Source organism: Streptomyces sp. NPDC050564 (assembly GCF_044457265.1).
In the GTDB taxonomy this organism is placed as follows: domain Bacteria; phylum Actinomycetota; class Actinomycetes; order Streptomycetales; family Streptomycetaceae; genus Streptomyces.
Window position 1 is genome coordinate 118,178 of the sequence record NZ_JBITGS010000009.1, and the last position, 21,944, is coordinate 140,121.

At 69.0% G+C, this 21,944-nt stretch carries 23 protein-coding genes; 14 read left to right on the forward strand and 9 right to left on the reverse strand.

Annotated features, from left to right (window positions below; genetic code table 11):
- Positions 1-155: 155 nt before the first annotated feature.
- The 6 genes from ACIBK0_RS16365 to ACIBK0_RS16390 all read right to left on the reverse strand — a co-directional run bounded on the left by ACIBK0_RS16365 (position 156) and on the right by ACIBK0_RS16390 (position 4,762).
- Complete coding sequence (locus ACIBK0_RS16365) at positions 156-917, reverse strand: SDR family oxidoreductase (RefSeq protein WP_399080100.1); 762 nt, start codon at positions 915-917, stop codon at positions 156-158.
- A gap of 17 nt (positions 918-934) precedes the next feature.
- Positions 935-1,696, reverse strand: a complete 762-nt coding sequence (gene fabG, locus ACIBK0_RS16370) for a 3-oxoacyl-ACP reductase FabG (RefSeq protein WP_399080102.1) — start codon at positions 1,694-1,696, stop codon at positions 935-937.
- 216 nt (positions 1,697-1,912) lie between these two features.
- Positions 1,913-2,296 carry a DUF3037 domain-containing protein gene (locus ACIBK0_RS16375; RefSeq protein WP_399080104.1) on the reverse strand — a complete coding sequence of 128 codons (384 nt, stop codon included), beginning with the start codon at positions 2,294-2,296 and terminating at the stop codon, positions 1,913-1,915.
- The gene (locus ACIBK0_RS16380; RefSeq protein WP_399080106.1) at positions 2,293-3,057 is read right to left on the reverse strand and encodes a HipA family kinase; all 765 of its coding nucleotides are present in this window, start codon (positions 3,055-3,057) and stop codon (positions 2,293-2,295) included. The genes ACIBK0_RS16375 and ACIBK0_RS16380 overlap by 4 nt, the downstream gene beginning before the upstream one ends.
- Positions 3,058-3,133: 76 nt before the next feature.
- Positions 3,134-4,153, reverse strand: coding sequence for a tyrosine-type recombinase/integrase (locus ACIBK0_RS16385; RefSeq protein WP_399080109.1), 1,020 nt, complete (start codon positions 4,151-4,153; stop codon positions 3,134-3,136).
- A gap of 297 nt (positions 4,154-4,450) precedes the next feature.
- Entirely contained in the window at positions 4,451-4,762 is a 312-nt protein-coding gene (locus ACIBK0_RS16390) for a helix-turn-helix transcriptional regulator (protein ID WP_399080111.1), read from the reverse strand.
- An 854-nt stretch (positions 4,763-5,616) separates the two neighbouring features.
- Between ACIBK0_RS16390 and cutA the strand changes: the two genes are divergently transcribed.
- Positions 5,617-5,943, forward strand: a complete 327-nt coding sequence (cutA, locus tag ACIBK0_RS16395) for a divalent-cation tolerance protein CutA (RefSeq protein WP_399080113.1) — start codon at positions 5,617-5,619, stop codon at positions 5,941-5,943.
- 66 nt (positions 5,944-6,009) lie between these two features.
- On the opposite strand, the gene ACIBK0_RS16400 is transcribed toward cutA, so the two are convergent.
- Complete coding sequence (locus ACIBK0_RS16400) at positions 6,010-7,251, reverse strand: helix-turn-helix transcriptional regulator (protein ID WP_399080424.1); 1,242 nt, start codon at positions 7,249-7,251, stop codon at positions 6,010-6,012.
- A 254-nt stretch (positions 7,252-7,505) separates the two neighbouring features.
- Here ACIBK0_RS16400 and ACIBK0_RS16405 point away from each other — a divergent pair, with 254 nt between their 5' ends.
- Positions 7,506-7,892 carry an ATP-binding protein gene (locus tag ACIBK0_RS16405; protein WP_399080426.1) on the forward strand — a complete coding sequence of 129 codons (387 nt, stop codon included), beginning with the start codon at positions 7,506-7,508 and terminating at the stop codon, positions 7,890-7,892.
- Positions 7,893-7,954: 62 nt separating this feature from the next.
- Here ACIBK0_RS16405 and ACIBK0_RS16410 read toward each other — a convergent pair whose 3' ends face one another.
- Together ACIBK0_RS16410 and ACIBK0_RS16415 are read right to left on the reverse strand one after the other, a co-directional pair.
- Positions 7,955-8,455: an SAM-dependent methyltransferase gene (locus tag ACIBK0_RS16410; RefSeq protein ID WP_329159780.1), complete on the reverse strand. Its 501-nt coding sequence runs from the start codon at positions 8,453-8,455 to the stop codon at positions 7,955-7,957.
- Positions 8,456-8,527: 72 nt separating this feature from the next.
- A complete protein-coding gene (locus ACIBK0_RS16415) occupies positions 8,528-9,916 on the reverse strand; it encodes a Tat pathway signal protein (RefSeq protein WP_399080116.1) in 1,389 nt (462 codons plus the stop codon).
- Between the two features lie 255 nt (positions 9,917-10,171).
- Between ACIBK0_RS16415 and ACIBK0_RS16420 the strand changes: the two genes are divergently transcribed.
- From ACIBK0_RS16420 to ACIBK0_RS16475, 12 genes are all read left to right on the forward strand, one after another.
- Positions 10,172-10,600 (forward strand): DUF6415 family natural product biosynthesis protein, encoded by a 429-nt coding sequence (locus ACIBK0_RS16420; RefSeq protein ID WP_399080118.1) that lies wholly within the window; start codon positions 10,172-10,174, stop codon positions 10,598-10,600.
- 233 nt (positions 10,601-10,833) lie between these two features.
- Entirely contained in the window at positions 10,834-12,678 is a 1,845-nt protein-coding gene (locus ACIBK0_RS16425) for a glycoside hydrolase family 15 protein (protein ID WP_399080120.1), read from the forward strand.
- Positions 12,678-14,141, forward strand: coding sequence for an ATP-binding protein (locus ACIBK0_RS16430; RefSeq protein ID WP_399080122.1), 1,464 nt, complete (start codon positions 12,678-12,680; stop codon positions 14,139-14,141). The genes ACIBK0_RS16425 and ACIBK0_RS16430 overlap by 1 nt, the downstream gene beginning before the upstream one ends.
- Complete coding sequence (locus ACIBK0_RS16435; protein WP_329159790.1) at positions 14,138-14,548, forward strand: roadblock/LC7 domain-containing protein; 411 nt, start codon at positions 14,138-14,140, stop codon at positions 14,546-14,548. Before ACIBK0_RS16430 ends, ACIBK0_RS16435 begins: the two co-directional genes overlap by 4 nt.
- Positions 14,545-14,901: a DUF742 domain-containing protein gene (locus ACIBK0_RS16440; RefSeq protein ID WP_399080124.1), complete on the forward strand. Its 357-nt coding sequence runs from the start codon at positions 14,545-14,547 to the stop codon at positions 14,899-14,901. Before ACIBK0_RS16435 ends, ACIBK0_RS16440 begins: the two co-directional genes overlap by 4 nt.
- The gene (locus ACIBK0_RS16445; protein WP_175309475.1) at positions 14,879-15,481 is read left to right on the forward strand and encodes an ATP/GTP-binding protein; all 603 of its coding nucleotides are present in this window, start codon (positions 14,879-14,881) and stop codon (positions 15,479-15,481) included. The genes ACIBK0_RS16440 and ACIBK0_RS16445 overlap by 23 nt, the downstream gene beginning before the upstream one ends.
- The gene (locus ACIBK0_RS16450; RefSeq protein ID WP_399080126.1) at positions 15,478-16,656 is read left to right on the forward strand and encodes a cytochrome P450; all 1,179 of its coding nucleotides are present in this window, start codon (positions 15,478-15,480) and stop codon (positions 16,654-16,656) included. The genes ACIBK0_RS16445 and ACIBK0_RS16450 overlap by 4 nt, the downstream gene beginning before the upstream one ends.
- Positions 16,657-16,669: 13 nt before the next feature.
- Positions 16,670-17,902: a cytochrome P450 gene (locus ACIBK0_RS16455; RefSeq protein ID WP_399080128.1), complete on the forward strand. Its 1,233-nt coding sequence runs from the start codon at positions 16,670-16,672 to the stop codon at positions 17,900-17,902.
- Positions 17,903-17,926: 24 nt separating this feature from the next.
- A complete protein-coding gene (locus ACIBK0_RS16460) occupies positions 17,927-18,406 on the forward strand; it encodes a LuxR C-terminal-related transcriptional regulator (RefSeq protein WP_399080131.1) in 480 nt (159 codons plus the stop codon).
- A complete protein-coding gene (locus ACIBK0_RS16465) occupies positions 18,403-19,143 on the forward strand; it encodes an HAD family hydrolase (protein ID WP_399080133.1) in 741 nt (246 codons plus the stop codon). Before ACIBK0_RS16460 ends, ACIBK0_RS16465 begins: the two co-directional genes overlap by 4 nt.
- Positions 19,140-20,987, forward strand: coding sequence for a hypothetical protein (locus ACIBK0_RS16470; RefSeq protein ID WP_399080135.1), 1,848 nt, complete (start codon positions 19,140-19,142; stop codon positions 20,985-20,987). Before ACIBK0_RS16465 ends, ACIBK0_RS16470 begins: the two co-directional genes overlap by 4 nt.
- Positions 20,984-21,940, forward strand: coding sequence for a thymidylate synthase (locus tag ACIBK0_RS16475; RefSeq protein ID WP_399080137.1), 957 nt, complete (start codon positions 20,984-20,986; stop codon positions 21,938-21,940). Before ACIBK0_RS16470 ends, ACIBK0_RS16475 begins: the two co-directional genes overlap by 4 nt.
- Positions 21,941-21,944: the final 4 nt, after the last annotated feature.

Genomic DNA, 21,944 nt, shown 5'->3' on the forward strand with positions numbered 1-21,944 from the left:
GCCCTGCCGGTGGAACCACCTTCCCGGCAGGGCACTTGATCAGCACGGATGTGACTACGTTGTCAGACCTCTGTGAACCCGTTGCCGAAGTCTTCGTCGAAGTCGACCTCGGTCGACACCGTCGTAGTTTTTGTCAACTTTCCACAACGCGCGGGTTACTCGACTCCGGCGTTCAGGAACTTGCCGCCGTCGACCACGAGCGTCTGGCCGGTGACCCAGTCCGCCTGCTGCGAGGTGAGGAACGCGGCGGCGCCCCCGATGTCGGAGGGCACGCCGAGCCGGCCGAGCGGGTAGCCCGCGGCCGCCTCCGCCTCGCGGCCCTCGTACAGGGCCGCGGCGAACTTGGTCTTCACCACGGCGGGCGCGATGGCGTTGACCCGCACCTTGGGCGCGAACTCGTGCGCCAGCTGCACGGTCAGGTTGATCATGGCGGCCTTGCTGATGCCGTACGCGCCGATGAACGGCGAGGGAGCGAGGCCCGCGACGGAGGCGATATTGACGATCGCGCCGCCGTTCTCGCTCTGCCAGGCCTTCCAGGTCTGCTGGGCGAAGCCGAGCGCCGAGACGACATTGGTCTCGAAGACCTTGCGCGCCACATTGAGGTCCAGCTCGGCGATCGGCCCGAACACCGGGTTCGTACCGGCGTTGTTGACCAGGTAGTCGACGCGCCCGAAGGCCTCCATGGTGCGCTCGACGGCGATGGCCTGGTGGGCCTCGTCGTGGGCCTTGCCGGCGACGCCGATGACACGGTCGGAGCCGAGCGCCTCGACGGCCTCCTTCAGGGCGTCCTCGTTGCGGCCGGTGATGCAGACCCGATCGCCGCGGGCGACCAGGGCCTCCGCGATGCCGTAGCCGATGCCGCGGCTCGCGCCCGTGATGAGCGCGACCTTGCCCGAGAGTTCGGGAAGTGTGGTCATGTCCGTGTCCCCCGGCCTTAGTTGAGCGGCCCGCCGGCCACGTACAGCACCTGGCCGGAGACGAAGCCTGCGGCCTCGCCGGTGAAGAAGGCGATCGCGTTGGCGATGTCGTCGGGGTTGCCGACGCGCTGCACGGGGATCTGCGTGGCTGCGGCGGCCTGGAACTCCTCGAAGCCCATGCCGACGCGGGCCGCGGTGGCGGCGGTCATGTCGGTGACGATGAAGCCGGGCGCGACGGCGTTCGCGGTGACGCCGAACTTGCCGAGCTCGAACGCGAGCGTCTTGGTGAAGCCCTGCAGACCGGCCTTGGCGGCGGAGTAGTTCACCTGGCCGCGGTTGCCGAGCGCCGAGGACGAGGACAGGTTCACGATCCGGCCGAACTTGGCGTCCACCATGTACTTCTGGACGGCTCGCGTCATCAGGAAGGAGCCGCGCAGGTGCACGCTCATGACCGTGTCCCAGTCGGACGCGCTCATCTTGAACAGCAGGTTGTCGCGGAGCACGCCCGCGTTGTTCACCAGGATCGTCGGCGCACCGAGCTCCTCGGCGATCCGCGTGATGGCAGCCTCGACCTGGGCCTCGTCGGAGACGTCGCAGCCGACCGCGATGGCCTTGCCACCGGCGGCGGTGATCTTCTCCACGGTGTCCTTGCACGCGGCCTCGTCGAGGTCGATCACCGCGACGGCGCGGCCCTCGGCGGCCAGACGTACGGCGGTCGCGGCGCCGATGCCGCGCGCGGCACCGGTGACTACGGCGACGCGCTGCTCAGTGGTGGACATTGCTGGTTCTCCTCGCCCTTGGAAAAGCCTGTCGGAAAGCCTGTGGGAAGGCCCGTCTCGGCAACCTTGGCACCCTCGCGGACGCCTCGGCGGTCCTGAAAAGCCTGCGGCTCACGGTACGCCACTTCGGTGAGCGACCGCTTAGTACCTTCAGCAGACGTGACGCTAGAAGCCCTGGCACCCGGTGTCAACGGCACACCGCGTGGGTGTGATCCATTACCTGACCAGCAGGTCGAGCAACCGTCCGACCTCGGCCGCCGGATCGGCGGTGAGTCCGGTGTGCACGGGCCCCGGCTGGACGACCGTCGAGCGCGGCGCGATCAGCCAGCGAAAACGCCGCCCTGCGTCATCGCGGGCCGCCTGACCAGCCGCTTCTCCTCCGGTGCAGACCCCTTCGACGGCGCGCAGCGCGGCCCGTACGCCCGCCATGTCCGCCTCCGGGTCCAGCGCCCGCAGCTTGGTTTCGTCCAGATGTGTCCGCGCCGCGACGAAGGACTTGGCGCGGCAGTACACCAGCACGCCCGCGTTGAAGCACTCGCCGCGCTCGACGCGCGGCACCACGCGCAGCAGCGCGTACTCGAAGACGTCCCGCTCGCTCACTTGTCCCCCTCGATGCCCTTGATGCGTTCGTGGATGACGGCGGCGCGCGCCAGGAGCGGCTGCGCGTAGGCGCGGCGCAGCGCGTCGGTCGAGTCGAAGCCGGGCTCGTCGGCCAGCCACACCTCGGGGATCTCGGCGGTCACCTCGGCGAGCAGTTCCTCCGTGACCAGCGGCGCCAGCTCGGCGGCGGCCGAGGCGATGTCCGGCCCGAAGGGCGCGAGCGCGTGGTCGGAGACGTCGTACGGCTTGGCTGCGGAGGCCCCCGCGCCGGGCCAGTGGTGGTGCCAGATCATCGTGGCGCCGTGGTCGATGAGCCACAGGTCGCCGCTTCGGACGAGCATGTTGGGGTTGCGCCAGGAGCGGTCGACATTGTTGACGAGCGCGTCGAACCAGACGATCCGGCCGGCCTCCTCGGGGCTCACATCGAAGGCGAGTGAGTCGAAGCCGATCGCGCGGGAGAGGAAGTCCATCCCGAGATTCAGCCCCCCGCTCGACTTCAGCAGCTCCTGGACCTCCTGGTCCGGCTCGCCAAGGCCCATGACCGGATCCAGGTCGATCGTCACCAGACCGGGTACGCGCAGGCCGAGCCGACGGGCGAGTTCACCGCAGACGACCTCCGCAACGAGCGTCTTGCGCCCCTGTCCGGCTCCGGTGAACTTCATGACGTACGTGCCGAGATCGTCGGCCTCGACGATGCCCGGGAGCGAGCCCCCCTCACGCAAGGGTGTGACATAGCGGGTCGCAGTGACCTCTTTCAGCATTTTCCCAGGCCACCCATCTCTTGGACCTTGCAATCCACGGCCAACTTTGGAGGGGCGTAGCAGCGGGAACCACCCGTTAACGGGCCTGGGGAGAATCTGGGGAGTTTTGGCTGGCCTGCCGATCTCCCCGCTCCCCGAGCAGTCCGTCGATGGCGGTGCGCCCCTTGCTTCCGGCCTCCGGCATGAAGTGAGCATAGTAACCGAGGGTGATCGCGGGCGAGGAGTGCCCGAGCCACCGCGCCAAGGTCACGACAGACTCTCCGGCCTCCAGCATGATCGAGGCATAGGTGTGCCGCAGCACGTGGAAGCCGTCCTTCGGGGCCGCCGCCCACTGCCAGGGTTTCGCTCCCTCGGCGCGCGGCGGGATGATGTCGGCCTCGGCCAGCGCGGGCTTCCAGGTGTAGGTGTTCCACGTGTTCACCGCGACGGCGTTGCCGAGTCGTGTGGTGAGCAGCAGGGAGAACTTCCTGCCCTGCCCCTCCGGCTTCCCCCACGGAAGCTCCACCTCCACCGGTGGGAACGCTTCGACGTGGCGCTTCAGCTCCTCGGCCACCGAGGAGGGCATGTCGACGGTACGGGTCTTCTTCCCCTTCGGCAGGGCGAAGTACAACCTTCCACGGATCGCCTGTATTTGGCGGCGGACGTGGAGGACGCCTCGCGCGTAGTCGATGTCCTCCGGGCTCAGCCCAAACACCTCGCCCTGACGGAGCCCGCATCCCAGGCCGACTACGACGGCTATCCGGTTTCGTGGGCTGATGACGTCGCGGACTCGCAGCGCCGTCTCCAACCGCCACGCGTCGCGTCGCTCTTGCGGCGCCTTTGGCCACCGCACGGACTTCGCATGCATGGGGTTCCTGGCGAGCCGCTTGTCGTCGACAGCCGCTTCCAGAATGGAGGAGAGCTCGGACAGAATGCCGCGCTGGTAGTCGACCGAGGAGACGGTTGACTCCAACTTGGCTATGTACGCGCGCAGATCCGCCGCCGTGATGTTCCTGAGGGGGAGTTGACCCAGGTGCGGAATGATGTGAAGGCGCGCTCTCCGCTCCTGGTTGTCTTGGGTCTTCGGAACTCCGCCCCTGCCCGGCGCCCAGTGCATCGCAATGTAGTCGGCAAGTGTGATGGATCCGTCGCGCGGGTCCACAAACTCGCCCCGCTCTTCGTCCGTGGCTGCTCGACGAAGCCACGCCTTGGCGTCCTCCAACGTGTCGAAGGAGCGATCCCGGACTCCGGGGATACCGGCGACCTTGTACCGCTTCCCCTTGCCGTAGCGAGCGGTTCTTTCCCTCTGCCCGGTTATCGGGTCCTTCTTCTTCTTGATCCAACGATCTTCGATGTAGCCGGCCAGGTGATACTCCTTGTCGAGGGGGAAACGGCGCTCTGAGGCGTGGGAGCGTCAGGCGTTGGGGATTCGGCTGGGCCGTTGCTGAGGAGTGGCGCTCAGCGGGCTCAGGACGGCGTTGGAGCGGGAGTCGGCCTGCTCCTGTTCACGGATCCAGGCGTCGACGGCTTCTCGGCGGTACATGACGCGACCGCGAGGACCCATGCGGAAGCTCGGCGGCCCCTGCCGCCGGTGCCGCCAGACGTAGAGCGTGTGCGGTGAAAGGCCGAGATACTCGGCGGCATCCTTGACGTTGAGGAATGCGGCGCGTGCGGCGCCAGCAGGAGCGGGTGCGGCAGATGGAAGGAGCAGCGATCGTGCAGGCATGGAAGTAATGGTCACCACGATCAACGGTTTGGCTAACCGGCGATCGTGGCCTATGTTGCGCTCGCGCTCCGCAAGAGGCTTGTCCCGCGCTGCCAGTCACGCCCCCGAGTTTCCGCACCACGAAACGCTCAGGAACCCCGATGGCACGGGGCCACATGCCGAGTTGCAGCTCCGGGTGCACCGCAGCATGTGCGAGGACGGCCCTATCGCGGCGGTAGCCGCATTGCAGCAAGTCCTCGCCGAAGAGGCCGGCAGTGCGTACGCACAGCCCGGTGGAGACGGCGCCATAGTCGCCCGCCGCCTGGCCGTACCAGGCGTTCAGTGCGCCGAGGGCAAAGAGGGCGGGTGAAGTGAAGCGAGCGGATCGAATAGCGGGGCCAGACAGGCGAACCTCCCAAGTAGGGGCCATGCCAGCAAGGCAGTCACACGCGGTGCAGGATTCCGAGATATTTCGCAACCCTGACCACAGTGGAGTATCTGCGCATCCTGGCCTGGTGTTTTCCGGGACGTTGTACGTTGACATGGTCCCGGCGGAGGTATCCAGTCCTGTCGTCCCATTTCTCGTCTGCCGTGAGCGAATGCCCGCCCACAGGCTGCATGAAGTCCTCCTGCCGTGGACTTATGCAGGTACAAGAAATGCGCTGGCGCCTGCATCATGCAACCGCACAACCTCATTGATGGGAGGACCTGCCACCCGCAGTGCCGAAGCGACGCGCAACCCCGAATGACCCGCTGCCGTCTGACTGATCCACGTCGTGGTCGAGCCCCACTCACCTTCACGGCCGGCGACCGGCTTTCGGTGTGCCCTGGACGGCTGGGTAGGGTCGCGGTACCCGAGCTGGAGAGGTAGTTGCATGGCCAACGATATTGTGATTGCGCAGACGACCAGCGACGACGAGGATCAGGCGAAGGCACTGGCCCAGGGCGCGGTCGAGAGCAAGCTGGCAGCGGGCGTTCACATCGATGCGCCGATCACCGCCTTCTACTGGTGGAAGGGGAAGGTCGAGGCGGCGCAGGAGTGGCGGATCTCGTACATGACTACGACGGACCGTCTACCGGCGCTGGAAGCGTGGCTCCACGAGAGGCACCCGTACGACGTCCCCCAATGGATCACACTGCCCGTGACCGGCGGGTCGGAGGCGTACCTGTCCTGGGTCGTCGAGGAGACGGCACAGGACTGAGGAGCGCCGGGCCGGACGTACGACAGCATTCGCGTCCCGGGTTTGCCGCGTACCGCCGGAGGGGGCTCAGGATGCGAACTGCCGCAGATAGACGGCGAGTTCTCGCTCTCTGTCGGGGAGCGACGCTGCGATAGTCTCTGCGCGCTCCTTGCCCATCGTGTTGGGCTTGGCCTGTGCCGCCGTAGCGAATTGGCGTGACACGTAGACGCCTTGGTCGACGTCGCCTCCACGCAGTAGGGCCGAAGCGAGATCGCCGAGAACCACCACGCCCCCGTCCGGTAGTTCGTCCCCTAGACGGTCGACTGCGGTATCTGCTGTGGACGTTAGTTCGGGACGCCCCAACTGGCCGTAGACGGAGAGGGCCAACGAGTCCATGCGGTACGGGGTCACGAACCGGACCCACGCCTGCTCGCTGGTGTGATCCGCGAAGTCGTAGGCGAAGCGCGCTCGCTCCAAGGCCCGGAGTGCCCCCGTCTCGTCGCCGGCCGCTGCAGCTTCCTCCGCGTGCCTGCCGAGGACCCAGGCGGCGGCAGTAGCGTTGCCGTGGCCTCGCACGTCGCTGGCCGCTTGAGAAAGGATCTCCAACTTCGCCTTCGGCGTCGAGGCGCCGTAGCTGGTGTAGGTCAGGGCCAGGGCTCGGAGTGGAGGGTGCCCGGCGGTCGCCGCGCACTGCGACGTGACCTTGTAGTAGGCGTCGGCTTTGTCGTGCTCGCCCAGGTCCCAGGCCACCCAACCAGCCAGAGCGGCAGTTTCTCCGGCGGCGATAGTGAGAGCCCGTTCGTGTTCGCCGGCACGGGGCAGGGCCGCGGTGATCGCGTCAAGATGTGACTCGACCGTGCTTTGTAGTCGCCGGGCACTGAGATTGAGTTCCTGGACGTGCAGTTCAGCGGCCCGGTCGATGAGCGCGACGGCGGAGGGCGAATCGATCTTGGACCCCTTGCTGAGGGCGAAGGCCAGGCGCCCCCAGGGCTCGGCAGCCGCGCTCACGCCGATGGCGGCACCACCCAGCAGCGTGCGACGCTTCACGGCGTCCTGATCCTCCCCTGCATTGGCATGCCCCTCTCTCTTCCGAGCGCGGGCAGCCTTAGCCTCCCGCTGTAGTTCCTCGAAGGGGACACCGCAGGCCGCCGCGATATGGCCGATTGTGTGATTGGTAGGAATGTTCTCAAAGTTCTCATAGCGGCTGATCTCTCGGCGGGTCATGGTGTCCCGGCCGGAGACAGCGTTGATCGCGTCTGCCTGCTCCTCCTGCGTCCGGCCCGCATCCTGCCGAAGCCGGAGGAGCAGGTCGGCGAACGGATCTGGCATGAGTGTGACCTCTGTTGGTGGGCGGAATCCAATCATGGCCTCAATTCCCCCTCTGGTTTCCCCCCTTGACAGATTTTTCCCCCTCTGGATTCCCCTGGTCGACGGCGTCGCCGCGCGGTGCGATAGCCCCCATGACCAGGCTCCAAGAGGCGACCCCGCCCGGCGGGGGCATCCGTAGTTCTGCGGCCACAGCAGGCACGTCGTGTGTGAAGCCGGCCCAGGAGGACCGACGCAGCACATCGGCATGGGCCGACATAACGGCGGCACCCCATGCCTGTCAGGCGGCCTTTCTCCCGGATCCCACGAAAGCTGGGGAGATGCGGCAGACAACCAGGGCGTTCCTGCGACGGTGCCGTGTTCCGCAGCCGGTGGCGGGGTTCGTCGTGCTGGCCGTTTCGGAGCTGGTCACCAACGCCGTGGTTCACGGTGAGGGCGAAGTCGTGCTCCGGATCACGGTGACCGTCGACGTGGTGCGGGTCTCGGTAACCGACCGCAATCCGGCCCCCGCTGTACTCAAGGAAGCCGGACCTGACGGTGAATCCGGTCGCGGGATCCGGCTTGTCCATGCGATCTCAGACGCGTGGGAGAGCAGCGGCGAGGAGACGTGGTGTGAGTTCCGGTACGCGAGGGCTGCGGCTTGAGTCAGACCTCCAGCTGGTCCCCGACCAGCCAAACGACGAGCAGCACAGCTCAGTCACTCCCGTTACGCAGGGCGCTCCGAGGGCCGTTCGCTTGCCTTCGCCCAGTAATTCGGTTCGAGCATCTCGCCAGGCCATGCGGGCTGATGGATCGGGCCCCGAGGTCCCATCTGTTCGAAGTACGGTGCCAGGTCGATCACGGGCGTTCCGTCAACGGCGTCGAGATCGGTGACCAGGAGGTCCCGGCCTTCGACCTTGAGCAACCGCGGGTAGCTGATCGCCAGTTGGTTGGGGCGCCGGTGGTTGCGGTGGACGAACGTACCTGTCGGCGGCCAGTTCTGGTTTCCCCGTGGGCTGCGTGCGTGGAGCTCGACGTCTTCGGGTCGCGCCAGGTGGAAGCGCCACGTCACCGTCAGGTGGGAGAACTCTCCGATTCCCTGCAGCGTTTCGAGGGGGTACGCGTCGTCGAGCCGAATGATCGATTCGACCCCGCCCTGGTAGTCGTCCTGAACGCGGGTGTGGCCCCCGACGACTGTTGCGATCGACTCGACCTCGTACGTCGCCATCGGCGCTCGTTCCTCTCCCTCGGCGTAGCATGCACGGCGGGCCCCGGCCAGCGCCGCGAACCCGCTCTGTGGTCAGCCTATGGTGCGCAGCATGCCCCGTGCTCGGTGGTCCAGTTCGGTGACATGTCGGCCTCCGCGTTGCCGGACGGGCGAGAGGTCGCTCTGGATGCGGACGATGACGTCGCGGGCACGGCCGGACTGGACGCCGGCCATGGCGTCGAGTGCTTGGTTCCAGGTGGCGCATGCCTCGTCGAGGCGGCCTTGCTGGACCTGGACCGCGCCGAGGTAGCCGAGGGTCACGCTGTGCGTGCGGGCGTACTGCTGGCGGCGGCGGGTGGCCACGCTGCGCTTGAAGTGGATCTCCGCGTCCAATGGCTGGCCCATGTCGCGCAGGGCGCAGGCTGTCTCGTGGGCCAGGGAGGCTTCCTGGAAGAAGCTCACGCGGCTCGGAGTCTCGCTGTTGTCGGCGCGCGAGAGATCCCGCTCCGCGCGGCTGATGGCCGCGAGAGTCCCGGCGCGGTCGCCGTCGGCCGCGAGGGCGCGTGCGTGAACGATCGCGAGCAGGGCCTTCTCACGGTGGCTAGCTTGGCCGTAGCGGTCGCGGTTCATGGAGGCGTCGGCCAGGACGAGGGCGCGGCGGGGGTGCCCAAGGTCCACGGCTTGGTGCGCGAGGGCGCGCAGGATGTGGCCGCCGAGCGGCCCGTCGCCCGCTTCGGCCGCTATGCGGGCGGCGAGAGTGAGGTAGCGCTGGGCGGTGCGGTGCTCGGAGGCGTCGAAAGCCATCCACCCCGACAAATAGGCCATCTCCGCCACGGCCGAGTAGGTGTCGCGACGAAGCTGCTCCGTGCCGAACCTGCTGCCGAGCAGGGGCACCGCTTCGTCGCGAAGATGGCCGGCGAGGGCCGATCGGCCAGAGGCGCCGCCTCGCTGCTGGTCACGCGCGGAGTAGAAGGTCGTCAGATCGCGGACGTCGTCGATGTCGGCCTGCGTCACCAGTCGAGGGCAGACTGCTGGGCGCTTCGCCGCTGCGGCAGGAGCGGCTGCCCACCACGAGGCAGTGGGCAAGGCCAGGCCGGCGGCCGAGTACGCGGCGGTCGCCAGCAGCTTACGTCGGTGCATATCGAGGTCGTCGCTTCCCAGCTCGGCCAGCACGGTCAGAGGATCGACGCTCCAGTCGGAACCGCTGTCGGTCTTGCCTGTCGCTTCACCTTCCAGCCCGAGGTCGGCCAGGGTGAGGCGGCGGCCGAGCCTGCGGGACAGCGTCTCGCGAAGGATATGAGGTGCCCGACCGCTCGGCTGCGTGCCCTGCACCCACATGGCGATGTGCGAGCGGGAGATGGCCTCCAGCTCACGCACCCCGCTCTCCGCGGCTACCCGGGCGACCGCTCCGGCTGCTTGCGGCTGAGACCAGCCCGCTTCGCGCAGAAGTGCGGCGAGGGCGACGTTTCGCACACGGGCCATGGGCTGCCCCTCGGTTCCGAAATGATCTTTGACGCCTTTGACGGCCTCGGCGGTCGCGCAGGCATACCCCCCAGCGGGGATTCACGGTTCGCTCAACGTAGCGACCGGATCAGTCACTTTGCACGACGACCGCCGGCCCCGCACGGCGAACCCCAATCAACTTGGCCTGATCCGAACAGGAGTTGTGTCATGCGCCTCTCGCTGGCTCCCCGCCAGGACGCCTGTCAACACGTCGCGTCCAACAGGAAGGGCCGCATGGCTGTCGAGCCGGTTTCACCGCGCAATCAAGCGGTGGCCGCGGCCGAGACAGTGGCGCTCGTGCTGGACGAGGACTCGCCGCTGCCGGAGACCACCGCCGATGTTGAAGACCTCGCGAGGCGTCTGCGCGGTCACATCAATCGACTCGGCATCTTGGTGCCCAAGGAGGAGCCGGCGCTGCGCCGCGCGCAGCAGCTCGGCTCGGCGGGGGTCCCCGACGGCTACATGCCCAGCAGGGCGCATCTGGTCCAACTGGCCGAGGCGGCCCAGGAGCTCGTGGCGACCGTGGAGGCCCACGGCACCGGCCGTGCGATGCGGCAGCGGGGACGGCGTTGGCGGACACCGCCGATCAACCTGCTGCGCGGCACAGTCTTCGCGATCGCCTTCGCCTGTCTCGTCCTGGCCGCGTCGGTGCCCCGGACATGACCGCCACCGGGGCGGTTCTGATCGTCCTGATCCTTGGTCCCACGACATGGCTGGTTCTCCGCGGTGATCCGCCAACCAGTTCCCCGTCAGCGGACGAGGAACCCGCACCGGCGCGGAGCGAGTCGCCGCCTCACCGGTGACCCCCGGACTCTCGCCTCACCGACAGTTCGCCGGCCGTTTCGACGGCCCTAAAGCCCTCCCCGGACTCGCGGGGCCTAACGGAGATCTACACGATGAAACGCCTTCCGCGTATCGAGCACTACGGCCTGATCGGCGACATGCAGACCAGTGCCCACGTCTGCGACGACGGCTCGATCGACTGGCTGTGCCTGCCCCGCTTCGACTCGCCGGCCCCCTTCGCTGCGCTGCTTGGCACGCAGAAGCACGGAGCGTGGCGCATAGCCCCGGCCGCTGCGCACGAAGAGGGAGCCGGTGCGACTGCCGAGCGGCGCTATGTCGGCGAGTCCCTCGTGCTGGAGACAGTCTGGACGACGTCCTCCGGCAGCGCGAAGGTCACCGACTTCATGCCGCCGCGCGACGGGGCACCGCAGGTGATCCGGATCGTGGAGGGAACGGCTGGCCAGATCGCCATGGCTTCCACGCTGCGCGCCCGCCCCGGCTACGGCCGGGTCAGCCCGTGGATCCATGAGCTGGGCGGACGCATGATCGCTGAGGGCGGCGGGGACGCCCTGTGGCTGGACACGTCCACCGGGCAGGTTGAGAAGGACGGCGCGATCGTCAGCTCCTTCACGGTCACCGCCGGCGAGAGCATCGCCTTCGTACTGAGCTGGGGGCCCTCCCACGGTGTCGCGCCGGAGATCCCGGATCCCGACGCGGCGCTCGCGGCGACCCTCGCCTTCTGGGAAGACTGGACGAGCCAATGCACCTACGACGGCCCGCACCGGGAAGCAGTCGTCCGGTCGCTGATCACCCTGAAGGCGATGACGTACGCCCCCAGCGGCGGCATCGTCGCAGCGCCGACCACGTCGCTGCCAGAAGAGATCGGTGGTCGCCGGAACTGGGACTACCGCTACACCTGGCTGCGCGACGCCTCCACCACCCTGGGCGCCCTGCTCGGTTCGGGGTACTGGCAGGAGGCCGAGGCATGGCGGCGGTGGCTGCTGAGGGCCGTGGCCGGCGATCCGGAGAACCTGCAGATCATGTACGGGATCACCGGAGAGCGGGATCTCCAGGAGCGGGAGCTGCGGTGGCTGCCCGGCTACGAGAACTCCGGCCCGGTCCGGATCGGCAACGGGGCTGTAGACCAGTTGCAGCTCGACGTGTACGGCTACGTGATCGAGACCCTGTACCTCGCCCACCAAAGCGGGGTGGCCCGCTGCGGCGACACCGCGGTCCTGCACCAGAGGCTGGTCGAGCACCTCGCCGAGCGGTGGCAGACGCCCGACGAGGGAATCTGGGAGATCCGAGGTGAGCGCCGCCACTTCGTGCACTCCAAGGTCATGGCCTGGGCCGCGATCGACCGGACCATCCGCCTGGTCGAGGCCGCCGTCCTGGACGCCGACCTGTTCGCCCTGATTGAACTGCGCGAGGCCATCCACCAGGAGGTATGCACGCGCGGATTCGATCCGGTCCGCAACACCTTCACCCAGTCCTACGGATCACAGGAGGTCGACGCCGCACTCCTGCTGATCCCCCGGGTGGGATTCCTGCCTCCCGACGATCCCCGAGTGCTCGGGACGGTGGAGGCAGTACGTCAGCAACTGTCCACCCCGGAGGGCCTCGTACGGCGCTACCCGACCGCCGGCGACCGTATCGGGCTCGACGGCCTGAACGGTGACGAGGGGACCTTCCTGCTCTGCTCGTTCTGGATGGTCGATGCGCTCGCCCTGACTGGCCGCCCGGACGAAGCCCACGCTCTCTTCGACCGGCTGCTGGCCCTGCGCACTGACCTCGGTCTGCTCGCCGAGGAGTACGACCCCGCCACCGGGCGACAACTGGGCAACTTCCCGCAGGCGTACAGCCACATCGGGGTGATTGGGTCCGCGCTCCTGCTGCAGCAGCTCGACTCGGGGGCGCCCGCAGCCGAGGCCGACGTGCTCTTGGCGGTGGGTGTCTGATGAACACGACCGCCACCACCATGGTCATCGTGCTTGCCGCCGCGGCCATCGTCGCGGTGGCAGCGGCCTGGGTTAGCCACCGCCGATGGCAGATGACGCGGCGGCGGGCACACCTCCTGGCCCGCGAACAACAGGCCACCGAGGGTGCCCTGCAGAAGCTGGTCCACGAGACGCTGCCCCAGATCCACCGGTCGGGCGGTCGGATCACGGTGCCGGCCCCCGCACCGGAACTGGCCGGCACCGCAGTCGGTGCGCACCTGACCAACGTGGTCAAGGCCACCGCCGGCGTCGTCCAGGCCGTGATCCGCGACATCCAGTACGCGGCGCACCAGGAGATCGAGCAGGCGAAGACGCTCGGGGCGGAGGAGTTGCGGCGTTCGCACACTGCCGCCCAGGAAGAGATCGCTCGGGTAAGTGCCACTGCTGTGCGGTCGACCGAGGCCGCAGTGCGCAGTGTGTCGTCGGCGCTCGTGGGCATGGCCGCCAAGACCAGCCGCAAGGTCAGCGAGGGCGTTCGCGAGCACGAGGACGACGCCGCGTTCGAGACGCTGACCGATATCGACCACACCGTGCAGCAGATGCTGCTGGTCGCTCAGGGCTGGACCATCCTGGCCGGCGGCAAGCTGACCCGGCACTGGCCCACGACGACGCTGACCGATGTGGTGCGGGCCGCGATGGGCTACGTCGAGGACTACCAGCGCGTACAGCCCCAGGAACTCACCGTCGCGGTGAAGACCCGCGTGGTCGGGCCCGTGGTGCACGCCCTCGCGCTCCTGCTGGACAACGCGCTGCGCTTCTCGCCACCACAGTCGAGAGTGCACGTGTCCTTCGAACAGGGCCACCACGGAGTCACCGTCTTCGTGGACGACAGCGGCCTGCAGATGACGCCGGAGCAGCTCGACAGCGCCCGGGACATCCTCACCGGGCAGCGCACGGACGACATCACGCAGCTCGGCGCCCGCCCGCAGACCGGGTTCCGAGTCGCCGCCGCCCTCGCGCGCGCCTACGGATTCCGGGTCGATGTCCAGGCGCCCAACTCCCTTCTGGGTACCCGCGCGCTCCTCACCCTTCCCCAGGATCTCCTCACCACGGCGCCCCAGGCGCCGCCGGCATCCTCGCAGCCGGTGCAGAAGGATCCGCCAGCTGCTCTCGCCTCTGCCGCGTCCGGCCGGCTCCCTGCTCTCGCCCCGGTTCCGGTAGCCACACAACCCGCGCTCACCCCCGTCCCGCCGACAGCCGGGGAATCCGACCATGAGCGTTCCACTGCCCGCACGACCGCCAGCGGACTGACGGTGCGCAGCCGCCGCGCCGCACCCGCCTCCGCTCCCGTTCCCCGCCCTGCCAACGCCGAGCCGGGGCGAGCGAGCGTGATCGCCGCCTGGGCCCGTGGCACTCAGCGGGCCCGCGCCGAGCAGGGCACCCACGTCCCCACTGCCGACAACGACCAAGGACACGACGCATGACCGACAAGAACATCGGCTGGCTCCTCGAAAGCCTGGAGGAGACCGCCGGCGTGGAATACGCCGTGCTGGTCGCCGCGGACGGCATGAGCCCGGCCTACACCGATCGGCTGCCGCGCGAGCGCGCCGAGAAGATCTCGGCCATCGCCTCCACGCTGTGGGGAGCATCGCGGGCCTACGACCGGGAGACGAACGGCGGGGGCGTCCGCCAGTTCGTCATGGAGTCGGTCGACCACATCTCCCTGCTCATCCCGGCTGGCGAGAACACCATGCTCGCCGTCCGCACCGACAGCCCTCACGCGGACATCGGGGTGATCAGCGAGGCCGCCCTGCGCTTGGCCGCGAGCGTGGGCGAACAGCTGGGTGTCCAGACACGCATCGCCGGCGGCACGGAAGCACCGCTGGCATGAGCAGGCCGCGGCAGGACCCGGATCTGGTCAGGCCCTACGTCCGCACGGGCGGACGCACCCGCCCCAGCAAGGACGTGCGCCTGGAGAGCCTGGTCTTCGCCGCGACCGGCACCCGTCCCGGCCTCAACCCGGACGCACGGCGCGTCCTCGCCCTGTTCGCACCCGCGCAAGGCGGAGGGCTGGCCGTCGCCGAGATCGCCTCCGCACTCGCCCTCCCGCCCTCGACCACCCGGATTCTCGTCGCCGACCTCATCGGACATGGACTGATGACCCTCGCCCAGGGCCAGGACGACGACCGGCCCCGGGCCTCACTCATCGAAAGGGTTCTTCATGGACTCCGCGCTCACGCCTGACCGGTTCGTCGCGCGCACGGTGACGGCTACCGCGAAGATCGTGGTCGCCGGAGCCTTCGGCGTGGGCAAGACCACCTTCGTCGGCAGCGTCTCCGAGGTGCCTCCGGTCCACATGGAGGAAACCATCACCCGGGCGAGCGCCCTGGTCGACGACCTGGCCCGCACGCCTGCCAAGTCCACCACCACCGTCGGCGTGGACTTCGGACGCAAGCACCTCAGCGACGACCTCGTGCTCTACCTGTTCGGTACCCCCGGCCAGGCCCGATTCAGCTTCCTGTGGCAGGAGTTGATCATCGGCGCCCTCGGCGCCCTGGTCCTCGTCGACCCCCGCGACCTGGACGCCTCCCACGAAATCCTCGGCCTCCTCGAAGAGAACGGCGTCCCCTACGCGGTCGCGGTCAACCAGTTCGACGGCGCGCCCCGCCACCCGCTCGAAGAAGTCCACGAGGCCCTCGCCCTGGAGGGACACACGCCGCTGACCGTGTGCGATGCCCGCGAGCGAGCGTCCTGCATGCAGGCCCTGATCCAGCTCACCGAATACCTCGCCCGTCTCGCGCACCGTCTGGAGCCCCGACCGTGAGCACCGCGACCCACCGCATCCCCCTGTACGAACCGGACTTCGCCCAGAATCCGCACGCCGCCTACCAGCGCATGCGCGAGCAGTTCGGCCCTCTGGTGCCCGTGGACCTGGCCCCCGGCGTGCCCGCCACGCTGGTCGTCGGCTATGAGGAGGCCCGCCGCATCCTCGGCGACCCGCAACGCTTCCCCGCCGACCCGCGCCAGTGGCAGACCTCGGTCCCTGACACCTGCCCCATCCGGCCGATGATGGAGTGGCGCCCCAACGCCCTGCGCTCGGTCGGCGCCGAGCACGCCCGCTACCGGGCCGCGAACACCGCCGCCCTCGGGGCTGTCGACCAGCACGCGCTGCGAGCCCACGTCGAACTGGTTGCCGAGCAGACCATCAACGCCTTCAGGGGCAGCGGCAAGGCGGACCTGCTGTCCCAGTACGCCTGGCCTCTCGCGTTCCAGACGCTCAGCCACCTGCTCGGCTGCCCCGACGAGGTCGGCCACAGGATCGCGGACGGAATGGCGAAGATCTTCGACGGGGTCAACGCCTCCATCGGCAACCAGATCATGGCTCATGCCGTGGCGGACCTCGTCGCCCTGCGCCGCCGAGAGCCCGGTGACGACGTGACCAGCAGGCTCCTCGTCCATGTCGCCCGGCTGGACGACACCGAGATGGGCCAGCAGCTAATCACCCTGTACGGGGCGGGCATCGAACCCCTGACCAACCTGATCACGAACACCCTCCTGGAGATGCTCACCAACAGCGAGTTCTCCGGTGACCTGCACGCCGGCGACGCCTCCGTCCGCGAGGCCCTGGACAGCGTCCTCTATCGCGACCCGCCGCTCGCGAACTTCGCGATGTCCTACCCGCCCCGCCCGGCCGACATCGGCGGGTACCTGCTGCCCGCCGACCAGCCGGTGGTCATCAGCTATGCCGCCTGCAACAACGACCCCGCCCTGGGAACCCACCGGCCACTGGGCAACCGGGCCCACCTCGCCTGGGGCGCCGGCCCGCACGGCTGCCCGGCCAGCACGCACGCCTACCTCATCGCCGAAACCGCCATCCTCCACGTCCTCGACGCCCTGCCCGAGATGGACCTCGACGGCCACCGCGACGACCTCGTCTGGCGCCCCGGCCCCTTCCACCGCTCGCTGGTCTCCCTCCCCGTCACCTTCCCCTCAAGCTGAAAGAGGCCCCAACGTGTCCGAACGGCAGATACTCGTCCTCGACCCCACCGGATCCGACCCGGACGCCGAACACCAGGCCCTGCGCGAGCGCGGCTCCGCCACTCTCGTGGACATCCTCGGCGTGCGCGCCTGGTCCGTCTCCGACCCGGCCCTCCTTAAGCAGCTTCTGACCAGCAAGGACGTCTCCAAGGACGGCCGCGCCCACTGGCCGGCCTTCGCCGAGACGGTCCCCACCTGGCCGCTGGCCCTGTGGGTGGCGGTGGAGAACATGTTCACCGCCTACGGCGGCAACCACAGCCGCCTGCGGCGCATGGTCGCCCCCGCCCTCTCGGCCCGCCGTACCGCCGCCCTCCAGGCGGACATCGAGATCCTCGTGAACGGCATCCTCGACGACCTCGACGCCCTCCCTGCCGATGAGGTAGCCGACCTGCGCGAGCACCTCGCCTACCCGCTCCCGATCGCCGTCATCGGCAAGCTCATGGGCGTCCCCGCCGGCCGGCGCACCGAGTTCCGCACCGTGGTGGACAACGTATTCGCCACCCACCTCTCCGCCGAGGAACAAGCCGCGAACACCGCCACCCTGTACGGCCTGCTGGACGCCCTGATCGAGATCAAGCGCACCGAGCCCGGCGAGGACATGACCTCGCTGCTGATCGCCGCCCGCGACGAGGAGGGCGACGGCTCCGCCCTCAGCGACGCCGAGTTGCGCGACACGCTCCTGCTGATGATCAGCGCCGGGTACGAGACCACCGTCAACGTCATCGACCAGGCCATCACCACCCTGCTCTCCGAGCCAGAGCAGCTGGCCCACGTCCGGGACGGCCGCTGCACCTGGGAGGGCGTAGTCGAGGAGACCCTGCGCCACCAGCCCGCGGTCAAGCACCTTCCCCTGCGCTATGCCCGCACCGACATCGCCCTCCCGGACGGGCAGACGATCAAGACCGGCGAGGCGATCCTCGCCTCCTACGCCGCCGCCAACCGGCACCCCGACTGGCACGAGGACGCCGACCGCTTCGACGCCACCCGCCCCAGCAAGGAACACCTCGCCTTCGGACACGGCGTCCACTTCTGCCTCGGCGCCCCACTTGCCCGACTCGAAGTCGCCACCGCCCTGCGCCTGCTCTTCGAACGCTTCCCCGACGCCCAACTCGCCACGGACAGGCCCGATCTGAAGAGGCTGCCGAGCCTGATCAGCAACGGACACACCTCCGTCCCTGTGCGCCTGCGCCCGACGTCGAGCCGCTGACCGATACCGACGAGGAAGACCACCATGACCGCCCCAGCCCCGACCACACCGCTCACCCCGGCCGAACGGCGCATCGCCCAGCATGTGGTGAACGGCCTACCAACAGGCCAGATCGCCGACACCGAGACCCTGTCGCACCACACGGTCCGCGCGCACATGGTCTCCCTGCGCAGGAAGCTGCACTGCCCCGAACGCTGCTCCCTTGCCGTAGTCACCCACCGTCTGCTCAGCGCAAACGAGGCCACGGCACCGGCACCGGACACGCCAGCCCCCGACTTGAGCACCGAGCAAACGAACCTGCTGAAGGCCGTCGCCGAGCACACCAAGCCGCTCGACATCGCGCGCGGCGCCAACATGGCACCGGCGGACCTCTGCGCGGCGCTCCTCCAGTTGCTCGCTGATACCGGGGCACCGGACACCACCCGCCTGGTCGCCCGGGCCCACGGCTGGAACCTGCTGACCGCCCAGCAGACCAGCACGGTGCGGAGCGGAGCGAGCAAGTGACCACGTCACCCGTTCCCACGGCTTCCGAGCAGTCCTCCGCGCCCCTGCACCATCGCCCGAAACCGTCGGCACTCCAGCCTCCCGATGCTGAACGGGCACTCCTTCTTGACCTGGACGGTGTCCTACTGGACACGCGGCCGGTGATGCGCGAGGCGTGGAGGAAGGTCCAGGAAGACCACGGCCTCGCTATCCCGTTCGCCGCGTACGAAGCCCACCTGGGACGGGAGTTCAGCGACATCATGGAGCGGCTCGGTGTCGTCGACGCTGACGGCGTCCACCGGACCTACGGAGCCGGCTCGACAGCCGCAGCGCATTTGGCCCAGGAGTTCATAGGGATCACGGACGTCCTGCACGCCTTCGTGGCAGCTGGCTGGCGGCTTGGAGTCGTGACATCCAAGCACGTCGATCGGGCCGCGCCCCTCCTGGCGCAGCTTGGTTGCCCCTTCGGCACCGTGCGGACACCCGCGGGTTCCGGGCGGTCGAAGCCGGCGCCGGACCCTCTCCTCCTCGCGTTGGTGGACCTCGGAGTCGACCCTGCGTCGGCCGTGTACATCGGGGACATGCCGGTGGACCGGGAGGCAGCAACTCGTGCCGGCGTCCCCTACATTCATGCCGCCTGGGGGTACGGCGCGCCCGGCTCTCCTGCTGTGGCGGTCGCCCAGTCCCCAACCGACCTGCTCGACCTCCTCCACCAGGCCACGGCATGCACTCCCATTGTCGAAGGGAGCCTGGCGTGACCACCTCGGCATTCGGAGACTTGGGCCTTGTCCGAAGAGAAGACGGCCACCGGCCCGCCTGGGTCCTACTCGGCGCCGGCCGCTTTGACGTCGACGACTCCCTCCGCATCAGAACGGGGGATCTGGAGGCGCTGCCGCTGAATCAGCAGGACCTCCACTCGTTGACCGAACGCGTCATGGCCGCCCTGCACGAGTACGGCGGCGGCCGAGCCCACACGCCCGGCGGAGCTGACTGGCTCCATGTCCAGCACGTACCGGTCCGCCGACTGGTCACGCAGGTCCTGCGGAAACTGCTGGCATTGAGCCTCTGGGAGCCATTCGTCACCGCACCCGGACCCATCACCCCGGTGCCGTACGAAGGTCTCGTCGGTGTGCGGCCGAGCAGCTCTCAGGAGTACCGCACCTACACGGTCACCTGGTCGGGCATTGCCTATCTGCTCGGCGGCACAGCGGCACACAATCCGCCGCACACTGCCGAGTTGAGCACGCTCTCACCCGCCGACGTGGCTATCACCGAGCCGCACCCGCTCCCCACGGGCCTGCACCGGGGCGGAGTCGTGGCCCTTTCTTGGTCGTCCCGCCACGCCGAGACCCTGATGCCGGTTCTTCGGGAGTTGGCGCGCAAGGGGCACGACAGCGTGCTCATCGACCTCGCAACTGATCCCGGTCAGCGCTGCTTGGCCGAGGGCAGCGAGAGCGTGCGGGTGTGTCCTGCACCGGTTGGGCTCTTCCGGCTGTCAGGCGAGGCGGACGGACTGCGTCCCGCGGATGACGACCGGACCGTCGAGGTCGGTCCGCACGCGATCCGCCTGTCCCGCCTCGTCCGGTTGTTGTCCACGCTGCTGGCGATGAGCGGCGGCTGCACGCAGCCATCCTGGCCTGCTCTGGTCCAGGCGGAGAACTGGCTGGGCCGCGTTCTGAGAGCCGTTCGTCCGCACTCCGTCGTCCTCAGCAACGACACAAGTCCGCTTGGGGTGTTGGCGGTTCACCTTGCTGATCGGCACGACTCCAACACGGTGTACGTCCAGCACGGCGCCTGGACGGAAGAGTCCGTCGCGTGGCCCGCCCTCCACAGCCGGGACGTGGTCGTGATGGGCGAGCGCGACCATCCGCTCGCCCTCGCCTGGGCCAAGCACCCGAAGAGTGAAGTGCACGTCCTGGGGCAGCCCCGCTTCGATGCCCTGGCCGCTTTGGGCCGTGGGGCACAGCGCCGGTACCTGGAAAAGCTGTTGTCGGTCGGCACACGACGTGCCCCGTCGAAGATCGCCGTGTGGGCCTGCCAGCCCTTCCGGCCCGAGCATCTCGCCCGCCAGGCCGAACTCCTCCTCGGCGGGCTGCGGTCGGCCGGCCCGGACTGGGGACTGGTCATCGCTCCGCATCCGGCTCAGCGCGACAGCGTGTTCGCCCCGCTTCTTGAGCAGGCGACCGGTCTTCCGGTGGCCGTCGCCGACACTCGGGTCGGAGCACGCGGGTGTCTGGCCGGCGCGGATGTGGTCGCGAGCGCCTACTCGACATGCGGCATCGAGGCCGCGCTGCTGGGCGTGCCCGTCCTTGAACTTGCCGCGCCGGGCGAACGGACCCTCGGCCTGGCTGGCCACGGCATTGCGCAGCGGTGCCGTGACGCGGACGAAGTCGGCATCGCGCTCGCGGAGCTGCCCCGCTCTCGCCCGCCGGCCGGAGCCGCCGATTCGGTGTGCCGGTGGCGCGGCGACAGCGCCGCCCAGGTCGCCCGCCTCATCGACCACCGCGCCACGCACCCCGAGCTGCCCTTTGACCCCCTTCACGACGATGCCCGCAGCACGCCGCCCGTGCCTGAGCAGGGCGAAGGAGCCCCAGCCTCATGACCCATCTGACCGCCGACAACATCGCCGAGTTGTTCTCCGGAGCCGTCACGCTGACGAAGTCCGGCGATAAGGTCAGCCCGCGCGGCATGCCCACGCGGGAAGTCCGCGACGTCCACTTGCTGCTCACGCAGCCGCGGGCCCGCCTGCTGTACGCGCCGCCGGCCAGGATCCTGAACCCGGCGTTCGCCGTGGCCGAGAGCGTCTGGCACCTGTCCGGCTCGGACGATCCGTGGATCTTCGACTACAACGCGCGGCTCCGGCAGTACGCCGATGACGGGGTGTTGCTCGGCGCGTACGGCCCCAGGATGCGGAACTGGGCCGGCAAGGTCGATCAGCTCAGCCGTGTCGTGGAGATCCTCAAGGAGGACCCCGACTCCCGCCGCGCCCTGATCCAGCTCTACGACCCGGTTCAGGACGCCGCCGGGCACAAGGACGTGCCCTGCACCCTCGGCTTCCGCTTCCATCTGCGTGCTGGCCGACTGCACATGGCGACCATGATGCGGGGCCAGGACGTGTGGATCGGCATGCCGTACGACGTCTTCTTCTACACCGTCCTGCACGAGCTGGTCGCCGGATGGCTCGACGCGGAGCTGGGCGAGTTCCACCTGCACGTGGGGTCGCTGCACATCTACGAGGAGCACCTCGACCAGTCCGAGCAGCTGGCCTCGCTCACGGCGAGCCCCGTCATGCCCGACCTGCGGACACGGTGGAACGGCTTCGCCTGTCTGCTCGATCAGGTCGCGGCCCGGGACGTGACCGGCCACCCCGGCTGGGACGCGATGGCCGGGACGCTGCGCAGCTACCGGCTGTGGAAGGACGGACAGCACCAGCAGGCGTGGCGCGTGGCCGACGGCATCGACGGCCCCCTCGGCCAGGCCCTCACCGCCTGGTACGGCGAGCTGAAACGACGCTCCCGCCAGCCCGCGGCTGCGACGACGGCCGGGGCGAGGTGACGGC

What these genes read in the sequence shown, in the direction of transcription:
- ACIBK0_RS16440 (WP_399080124.1), top strand. Translation starts at nt 14,545, where the DNA reads ATGAGCAGGCCGCGGCAGGACCCGGATCTGGTCAGGCCCTACGTCCGC.
- ACIBK0_RS16425 (WP_399080120.1), top strand. Translation starts at nt 10,834, where the DNA reads ATGAAACGCCTTCCGCGTATCGAGCACTACGGCCTGATCGGCGACATG.
- ACIBK0_RS16385 (WP_399080109.1), bottom strand. Translation starts at nt 4,153, where the DNA reads ATGCACTGGGCGCCGGGCAGGGGCGGAGTTCCGAAGACCCAAGACAAC.
- ACIBK0_RS16475 (WP_399080137.1), top strand. Translation starts at nt 20,984, where the DNA reads ATGACCCATCTGACCGCCGACAACATCGCCGAGTTGTTCTCCGGAGCC.
- ACIBK0_RS16420 (WP_399080118.1), top strand. Translation starts at nt 10,172, where the DNA reads ATGGCTGTCGAGCCGGTTTCACCGCGCAATCAAGCGGTGGCCGCGGCC.
- ACIBK0_RS16460 (WP_399080131.1), top strand. Translation starts at nt 17,927, where the DNA reads ATGACCGCCCCAGCCCCGACCACACCGCTCACCCCGGCCGAACGGCGC.
- ACIBK0_RS16390 (WP_399080111.1), bottom strand. Translation starts at nt 4,762, where the DNA reads ATGCCTGCACGATCGCTGCTCCTTCCATCTGCCGCACCCGCTCCTGCT.
- ACIBK0_RS16410 (WP_329159780.1), bottom strand. Translation starts at nt 8,455, where the DNA reads ATGGCGACGTACGAGGTCGAGTCGATCGCAACAGTCGTCGGGGGCCAC.
- fabG (WP_399080102.1), bottom strand. Translation starts at nt 1,696, where the DNA reads ATGTCCACCACTGAGCAGCGCGTCGCCGTAGTCACCGGTGCCGCGCGC.
- ACIBK0_RS16380 (WP_399080106.1), bottom strand. Translation starts at nt 3,057, where the DNA reads ATGCTGAAAGAGGTCACTGCGACCCGCTATGTCACACCCTTGCGTGAG.
- ACIBK0_RS16415 (WP_399080116.1), bottom strand. Translation starts at nt 9,916, where the DNA reads ATGGCCCGTGTGCGAAACGTCGCCCTCGCCGCACTTCTGCGCGAAGCG.
- ACIBK0_RS16400 (WP_399080424.1), bottom strand. Translation starts at nt 7,251, where the DNA reads ATGCCAGATCCGTTCGCCGACCTGCTCCTCCGGCTTCGGCAGGATGCG.
- ACIBK0_RS16435 (WP_329159790.1), top strand. Translation starts at nt 14,138, where the DNA reads ATGACCGACAAGAACATCGGCTGGCTCCTCGAAAGCCTGGAGGAGACC.
- cutA (WP_399080113.1), top strand. Translation starts at nt 5,617, where the DNA reads ATGGCCAACGATATTGTGATTGCGCAGACGACCAGCGACGACGAGGAT.
- ACIBK0_RS16365 (WP_399080100.1), bottom strand. Translation starts at nt 917, where the DNA reads ATGACCACACTTCCCGAACTCTCGGGCAAGGTCGCGCTCATCACGGGC.
- ACIBK0_RS16430 (WP_399080122.1), top strand. Translation starts at nt 12,678, where the DNA reads ATGAACACGACCGCCACCACCATGGTCATCGTGCTTGCCGCCGCGGCC.
- ACIBK0_RS16445 (WP_175309475.1), top strand. Translation starts at nt 14,879, where the DNA reads ATGGACTCCGCGCTCACGCCTGACCGGTTCGTCGCGCGCACGGTGACG.